Consider the following 6,850-nt stretch of genomic DNA (forward strand, 5'->3'; position numbering starts at 1 on the left):
CGCCTTACGGTGGAGCTGTGCGTAGATGTGATCAAGAGACAGGCGCCATGGGCCGTGGGGGCGGCTGGCGGGGCTCTGGAGCCTCGCGGGTCCTTCCGGGCCGGTGGGGAGGTGGCCGCGCCGCGCCGGTGGCGCGCGGGGCTGCCCGGGAAATGGAGCCCGACATGAAGTTCTACTATTCGCCCGGCGCCTGCAGCCTCGGCATCCACGTGATCCTGGAAGAGATCGGCAAGCCCTATGAGGGCGTGGTGGTGTCGCTGAAGGAACAGGCGCAGATGAAGCCCGAGTTCCTGGCGGTGAACCCGAAGCACAAGGTGCCGACGCTGCAGCGGGACGACGGTTCCGTGGTGACGGAATGGCCGGCGATCGCGCTGTTTCTGGCGGGGTCGAACCCGGAGAAGGCGCTGTGGCCGGCGGAACTGGAGGCGCAGGTCCGGGTATTGGAGACGGTGGACTATGTCTGCGGCACGGTGCATCCGCAGGCCTTCTCGCGCATCTTCGGCCCGGCGCGCTTCGCGCCCAGCGAGGCGGACCATCCCAAGGTGCTGGAGACCGGCAAGGCGAATGCCGTGAAGTATTTCGACACGCTGGAGAAGGGATGGAAGGGCGGCGACTGGGCGGTGCCCGGCGGCTATTCCATCGCGGACGCGGCGCTGTTCTTTGTCGAGTACTGGTGGGCGAAGCGGGTGGGCGAGACGCTGCCGCCGAAGCTCGCCGCGCATCTGGAGCGGATGCTGGCCCGGCCGGCGGTGAAGCGGGCACTGGAAGCCGAGGGACTGCCGGCGTGACGCTGGCGGAAGGCCGGAGCGGGGACGGGATGGTGCCGCGGATGGTCCTCTGGGGCGCCCGGGGGACCACCTCCACCATCCCGCATCTGCTGCTGGCGGAGGCGGGGGCGGCGTTCGAGGTGCGGTTCCTGAGCCTGAAGGATGGGGAGCACCGGAGGCCGGAATACCTGGCGGTGAACCCCAAGGGCGAGGTGCCGGCCCTGGTGGTGGGGCAGAGGGTGGTGACGGAGATCCCGGCCATCTGCGTCTTCATCGCCGAGGCGAATCCCGCGGCGGGGCTGTTGCCGGCCGATCCGCTGGAGAAGGCGCTGGCGCTGTCCTGGCTGCAATGGTGCTCCTTCCGGCAGGCGCAGAGCTTCTTTCCCGGCTTCATGCCGCAGCGCTTCATCGAGGGCGAGGCCGAGACGGCGAAGCTGCGGGCGGCCTCGATCGGGCGCGTGGCGGAGGCGATGCGGCAGGCGGCCGGGGCACTGTCGCGTGGCGGCGGGCATCTGGGCGGCGAACGGCCGGGGCTGGCGGATTACTACCTGTTCATGCAGGAGCGCTGGGCGGCGCGGGCCTTCGGGCTGGATCTGCCGGCGGAATGCCGCGAGCACCAGGCCCGCATGGCGGCGCGGCCGGCGGTGGCGCGGGTGATGGAGACGGAGGGACTGGCGCCATGACGGAGGTTTCGGACGCGGTGCCGGAGCGGCGGGTGGCCTTCTGGTTCCTGCGCCACGGCGAGACGGACTGGAATGCGCGCGGCCTGAGCCAGGGCAATGTGGACATCCCGCTGAACGGCGTGGGCGTGGAGCAGGCGCGGCGCGCGGCGCTGGCCTTGCAGGAGCCGGGCGAGGGTCGGCGCATCGTTTCCATCGTGGCCTCGCCGCTGGGGCGCGCGCAGCATACGGCGCGGATCGTGGCCGAGGCGCTGGGGCTGGACTTCTCCACCGACGAGGAACTGCGCGAGGTGGGCTTCGGCGTGCAGGAAGGCCAGCCGATGGCCGGCTGGTTCGACGACTGGGTCGAGGGGCGCTTCACCCCGGAAGGGGCGGAAAGCTTCGCGTCGCTGCGGACGCGCACGGTGCGGGCGATCGACCGGGCGCTGGCCCTGCCGGGGCCGGTGCTGGTCGTGGCGCATGGGGCGCTGTGGCGCGCCTTCCGCCAGTCGGCCGGGCTGGAGGCGAATGTGCGCACGCCGAATGCGCTGCCGCTCTGGGTGGAGCCACCGCTGGGCGGCGGCGATGCCTGGCGTTTCACCCCGGCGGAACTGGCGGGGTAGGGGCGGCGGCGCGCCCCAAGGTCCGGCGTTGCACCGTCCCGGGCGAAAGGCTCTGCCTTTCCCCCGGACCCCCTATCCGCCAGGACGCTGCGCGCCCTGAACCCGATGAGTTGGCTCTTCGCTGCCGGCCGGATCGCGCCGAAGAGCGACGCTCTCCGGCGGACTGCCGCTGCCACCAGCGCGGAGACGGTGTCTTCTCTTCCTTTCGGGAGCCCTGCGTTGCCACCTGCTTCCGGGGATCAGGCCGCAGACCGACGGCAACCATGCAGAGCCAACTCGGGTCCGGGGTCCGGGGACCGGCTTCGGTCCCCGGCGGAGAGGGGGTCCGGCGGGAGAGGCGGCGCCTCTCCCCCGGGGCCGGTGGCCAGCGTGGCCGGGAAAAGCCAGGTCAGTCCAGCGAGATGGAAAGGCGGAAGGGTTCGGCATAGGCGCCGCGCGCGAGCTGGCCGACCTGGATGCGGTAGGTGCGGCGTTCTGTGCGGAAGGTAACCTCGCGCTGATCCTCCGCGACGCCCGGGATGTCCAGGACGATGTTGGGGGAGGCGGTGAGGCGGAGATTCGCCGTCTGGTTCGGGGCGGTGGTCAGCGCGTAGCAGAGGGTGTCGCGGGCCGGTGCCATGCCGGCGATCTCGATGCCGTTCTGGCCACGGTCGAAGCGGACGACCTGGCAGGAGGGTGCGGCCCGGGCCGCGTGGGGCACCGTGGAGGCCAGGAGCAGGACCAGGGTGGTGGTGGCCAGGGCGATGGTCCGCGACGGATGGATTCGCGGGAACGGGATGGGGCGGAACAAGGACGGGCGGCTCCCTCTGTCTTCCGGGACAGGAAAGAGAGCCGACCCGGGGGGGACGTCAACCGGGATATGGGTCCCGTATCGTATCGTCCCGCCCGGGCCCGGTAGGGCGGCTCAGGCCAGGCTGGCGTCGAGGCTGATCTCGGCCTTCAGCAGCTTGGAGACGGGGCAGCCGGCCTTGGCCTTGGCGGCGAGCTCCTGGAACTTCGCGTCGTCGATGCCGGGGATCTTCGCCTTGAGGGTCAGGCGGACGGCGGTGATGGCGAAGCCGTCGGGCTGCTTGTCGAGCGTGACCTCGGCCTCGGTGGCGAGTTCGTCCGCCTTGAAGCCGGCCTCGCCCAGGATGTTGCTCAGCGCCATGGAGAAGCAGCCGGCATGGGCTGCGCCGATCAGTTCCTCCGGGTTGGTGCCGGGCGTGTCGCCGAAGCGGGTGTTGAAGCCGTAGGGCTGGTTCTTCAGGGCGCCACTCTCGGTGGAGATGGTGCCCTTGCCGTCCTTCAGCCCACCCTGCCAGACGGCGGATCCGTGCTTCTTCATGCGTCGCTCTCCTGTTCGGGGATCGGGCGGCCGGGCCGCCGCTGCCCTGGAAAGCGGGTTCGGGCGGGGGAGGTTTCCTCGGGCCGGGACCCCGGGGTGGTGGCACCCATGCGGAGTGCGGCGTTGCGCGGGCGGGATGTGTGGGGTAGGAGAGGCGCGCACGCTGGCACCCCTGGAGGCCGGCGCGCGATCTGTTTTTCACGACATTCGTGTTTTCACGACATCCCAAGGAATAACGGCCATGGTCCAGACCATCCGGATCGAAGCCGCGGCGCGCGAGCAGGCAGGTAAGGGGGCGGCACGCGCGACCCGGCGGGCGGGACATGTTCCCGCGGTGATCTACGGCGCGAAGCAGGAGGCGACGCTGATCAGCCTCGATCCGCGCATCGTGGTGAAGGAGCTGCAGAAGGGCGGCTGGAAGTCGCACCTCTATGAGGTGGTGGTGGATGGCCAGGCCACCCGCACGCTGATGCGGGACGTGCAGTTCCATCCGGTGACGGACATGCCGCTGCATGTGGACTTCCAGCGCCTCGCCCCGGGGCAGAAGATCCGCGTCATGGTGCCGGTGAATTTCCTGAACGAGGAAAGCGCGCCAGGCATCAAGGAAGGCGGCACGCTGAACGTCGTGCGCCGCGAGATCGAGGTGCTGTCCGATCCGGACGCCGTGCCGGAGGCCTTCGAGATCGACGTGGCCGAGGGCACGATCGGCGACACCTTCCGCTGGTCCAACGTGAAGGACGTGTTCGGCACCGAGGCGGTGCTGGGCCGTGACTTCGTGGTGGCGACGCTCGCCCCGCCGACGGTCGAGGAAGAGGTGGTGATCGTGGCGCCCGCGCCGGCGGCCCCCGCCGCCCCGGCCAAGAAGGGCAAGAAGTAAGGAACCGTTGCGGTGCTGCTGTGGGTGGGCCTGGGCAATCCGGGCCGGGAACATGCGCGGCAGCGCCACAACATCGGTTTCATGGCGCTGGACGCCATCGCGCGCCGCCACGGCTTCGGGCCGTGGCGGAGCCGCTTCAAGGGCGAGATTGCCGATGGCAGCATCGCCGGGCAGCGGATCACGCTGCTGAAGCCGCAGACCTACATGAATGCGAGTGGCCAGTCGGTGCAGCCGGCGGCGGGTTTCCACAAGATCCCTCCTGCCGATGTCTGGGCCTTCCATGACGAGCTGGATCTCGCGCCGGGCAAGGTGCGGGTGAAGCGGGGTGGGGGTGCTGCCGGGCATAACGGGCTGCGGGACATGCAGCGGGCCTTCGGCAGCCCGGATTTCTGGCGGGTGCGGCTGGGCATCGGGCATCCGGGGATGAAGGAGCGCGTGCACGGGCATGTGCTCGGCGATTTCGCCAAGGCCGACACTTGGGTGGAGCCGCTGCTGGACGCGGTGGCCGATGCGGCGCCGCTGCTGGCGCAGGGGCGGCCCGAGGAGTTCATGACCAAGGTGGCGCTGCTGACCCAGGGGGTCGAGCAGAAGGGCTGAGGGGCGGGGTTTCCGCCGGAAGCGGATCGGGTCGATGCCGGTCCCTCGTGCCGTCCTCATGGACGAGGTGGTGCCGGTGCCTGTTCGGCTTTCCCGATACTGCGCGGGACGGGCATGGCGGGTTCCGCTTCATGGGATGCTGTCCCAGGAATGCCGCCGTTTCGCGAAAATGACCTGCCGTGGATTTCATCTGCCGCCGAGGCCGGCGCAATCACCGATGCGCGAGGATGCTTCTTCGCAACGGCACAAAGGCTGCTGGCGATGGAGCCTGGAAAGACCTGGCCGGCCCTGGACTTCGTGCTGCGCCATGCGCTGACGGGAGGCGGGCTCCTCGTTCTGGTGAGCTGGGGAAGCATGGCCCTGGGGGCGGCGCTGGCCTATCTGTTCCAGGCGCCTGCCGAGCCGCGGAAGTCGCTGCGCGGCTTCCTGCGCTTCTGCTTTCCGGCGGAGATGTTCCGGCACCGCTCGGTCCGGGTGGATGTGGCGTTTGTCGCCGTGGCCTGGGTGATCGACAAGCTGCTGATCGTGCCGGCGCTGCTGTCCAATGGCGCGGTGACCTTTGCCGCCTGGTCGGCGATGCAGGGTGTCCTCGGGGCGCGGGAGGGCGGGTCGCAGGGCTGGTGGAGCTGGGCGGCGCTGCTGGTGGGCTCGGTGGTGTTCCAGGATTTCGTGAACTTCTTCCGGCACTACCTGGAGCACAAGGTTCCGGCGCTCTGGGAATTCCACAAGGTGCATCACAGCGCCGAGTTCCTGGTGCCACTGTCGAACCGCCGGCAGCATCCGGGCGAGCGCTTCATGGAGCTGATGAGCGGGGCCGTGGTGGTGGGCGCCTTCATCGGCCTGGCCTGCTATCTGCTGGGCCTGCCGCCGACCGAGACGGTGCTGATGGGGATGGACGCCTATTTCCTTTGCGACGTGCTGTCCTTCTACCAGCTTCGCCACTCGCATATCGCACTCTCCTTCGGGCGGTTCGAGCGGTACGTGATGAGCCCGGCGCAGCATCACCTGCACCACAGTTGCGAAGTGCGGGACTGGGACGTCAATTTCGGCACCTTCCTGGCTGTCTGGGACCGGCTGTTCGGCACCTTCCGGCCGACCGACACGCAGTACCGCTTCCGCATGGGGCTGGGGCCGGAGGAGCAGGGGCGGTACGACAGCGTGCCGAAGCTGCTGGCGGCACCCTTCCTGGGGCTGTGGCGGATGTTCGGGGCGCGGCGGCGGCCGGCGCCCGGGATGGCGCCGATGGCCGGGTCCATGGAAGGCGGGGACTGAGGGCCGGAACCGGGCCTGGCGCGGCGGTCCTGACGCGGCTGGGGATGACGCCCGGCGGAGGTTGAGGCGGGGCGTTCCGCTGGGGCGCGATCCGTCCTATCGGTGGGCGGAATGCCGGCCCGGCCGGCGATCTTTCCGGGAGAGACCTGCCTTGTCCGCCGCTGCCGCCCCCGAAGCGACCCAGACCGTCACCATCTGGCACAACCCGGCCTGCGGCACCTCCCGCAAGGTGCTGGCGGCGATCCGCGCCGCGGGTGTGGAGCCGGTGGTGGTCGAGTACCTGAAGACCCCGCCTTCCGCTGCGGAGATCCGCGCGGCCTGCGCGCGGATGGGGATCTCGCCCCGCAGCCTGCTGCGCCGGAAGGCACCGGAATTCGCGATCCAGGAGCTGGACGATCCCGGGCTGCCGGCCAAGGTGGCGGTGGAGGCCATGGTGAAGACGCCGGCGCTGATCGAGCGGCCTGTGGTGCTGGCGCCGGGCGGCGCGCGGCTGTGCCGGCCGCCGGAGCTGGTGGCGGAGATCGTGCCGGGGGCGGTGGTGAAGCCGGGCTGAGGCTGACGGCGACTCTTCCTGGCTGTCGTCTCGCCTCGTGGTGGGCCGCCGGGGGAGAGGCTCTGCCTCTCCCGCCGGACCCCCTCTCCGCCGGGGACCGAAGCCGGTCCCCGGACCCCGGGCTTGCGTTGGCTCTGCGTGGTGGCCGTCAGCCTGCGGCTCGATCCCTGGGAGC

The 6,850-nt window shown here is 70.4% G+C and carries 9 protein-coding genes; 7 read left to right on the top strand and 2 right to left on the bottom strand.

Annotated elements, in window-relative coordinates; genetic code table 11:
- The 3 genes from ROTAS13_RS16560 to ROTAS13_RS16570 all read left to right on the top strand — a co-directional run.
- Window positions 1–788 (top strand): glutathione S-transferase family protein (locus ROTAS13_RS16560; protein WP_253187701.1); only part of this gene is annotated, 788 nt, incomplete at its 5' end.
- On the top strand, window positions 785–1,450 hold the full coding sequence (locus tag ROTAS13_RS16565) for a glutathione S-transferase family protein (RefSeq protein WP_075822887.1): 666 nt from the start codon (window positions 785–787) through the stop codon (window positions 1,448–1,450). The genes ROTAS13_RS16560 and ROTAS13_RS16565, both read left to right, overlap by 4 nt.
- Window positions 1,447–2,049: a histidine phosphatase family protein gene (locus ROTAS13_RS16570; RefSeq protein ID WP_019462817.1), complete on the top strand. Its 603-nt coding sequence runs from the start codon at window positions 1,447–1,449 to the stop codon at window positions 2,047–2,049. Before ROTAS13_RS16565 ends, ROTAS13_RS16570 begins: the two co-directional genes overlap by 4 nt.
- Window positions 2,050–2,437: 388 nt before the next feature.
- On the opposite strand, the gene ROTAS13_RS16575 is transcribed toward ROTAS13_RS16570, so the two are convergent.
- Together ROTAS13_RS16575 and ROTAS13_RS16580 are read right to left on the bottom strand one after the other, a co-directional pair.
- Entirely contained in the window at window positions 2,438–2,839 is a 402-nt protein-coding gene (locus tag ROTAS13_RS16575; RefSeq protein ID WP_075822888.1) for a hypothetical protein, read from the bottom strand.
- A gap of 114 nt (window positions 2,840–2,953) precedes the next feature.
- A complete protein-coding gene (locus ROTAS13_RS16580; protein WP_019463368.1) occupies window positions 2,954–3,376 on the bottom strand; it encodes an OsmC family protein in 423 nt (140 codons plus the stop codon).
- Between the two features lie 241 nt (window positions 3,377–3,617).
- Here ROTAS13_RS16580 and ROTAS13_RS16585 point away from each other — a divergent pair, with 241 nt between their 5' ends.
- From ROTAS13_RS16585 to arsC, 4 genes are all read left to right on the top strand, one after another.
- Window positions 3,618–4,253: a 50S ribosomal protein L25/general stress protein Ctc gene (locus ROTAS13_RS16585; protein WP_019463367.1), complete on the top strand. Its 636-nt coding sequence runs from the start codon at window positions 3,618–3,620 to the stop codon at window positions 4,251–4,253.
- Window positions 4,254–4,265: 12 nt separating this feature from the next.
- Entirely contained in the window at window positions 4,266–4,850 is a 585-nt protein-coding gene (pth, locus tag ROTAS13_RS16590; RefSeq protein ID WP_019463366.1) for an aminoacyl-tRNA hydrolase, read from the top strand.
- A 261-nt stretch (window positions 4,851–5,111) separates the two neighbouring features.
- Window positions 5,112–6,122, top strand: a complete 1,011-nt coding sequence (locus tag ROTAS13_RS16595; RefSeq protein WP_075822889.1) for a sterol desaturase family protein — start codon at window positions 5,112–5,114, stop codon at window positions 6,120–6,122.
- Between the two features lie 151 nt (window positions 6,123–6,273).
- Window positions 6,274–6,675 carry an arsenate reductase (glutaredoxin) gene (arsC, locus tag ROTAS13_RS16600; protein WP_019463364.1) on the top strand — a complete coding sequence of 134 codons (402 nt, stop codon included), beginning with the start codon at window positions 6,274–6,276 and terminating at the stop codon, window positions 6,673–6,675.
- Window positions 6,676–6,850: the final 175 nt, after the last annotated feature.

This window comes from Roseomonas sp. TAS13 (assembly GCF_001950415.1).
Taxonomy (GTDB): Bacteria; Pseudomonadota; Alphaproteobacteria; order Acetobacterales; family Acetobacteraceae; genus Roseomonas; species Roseomonas mucosa.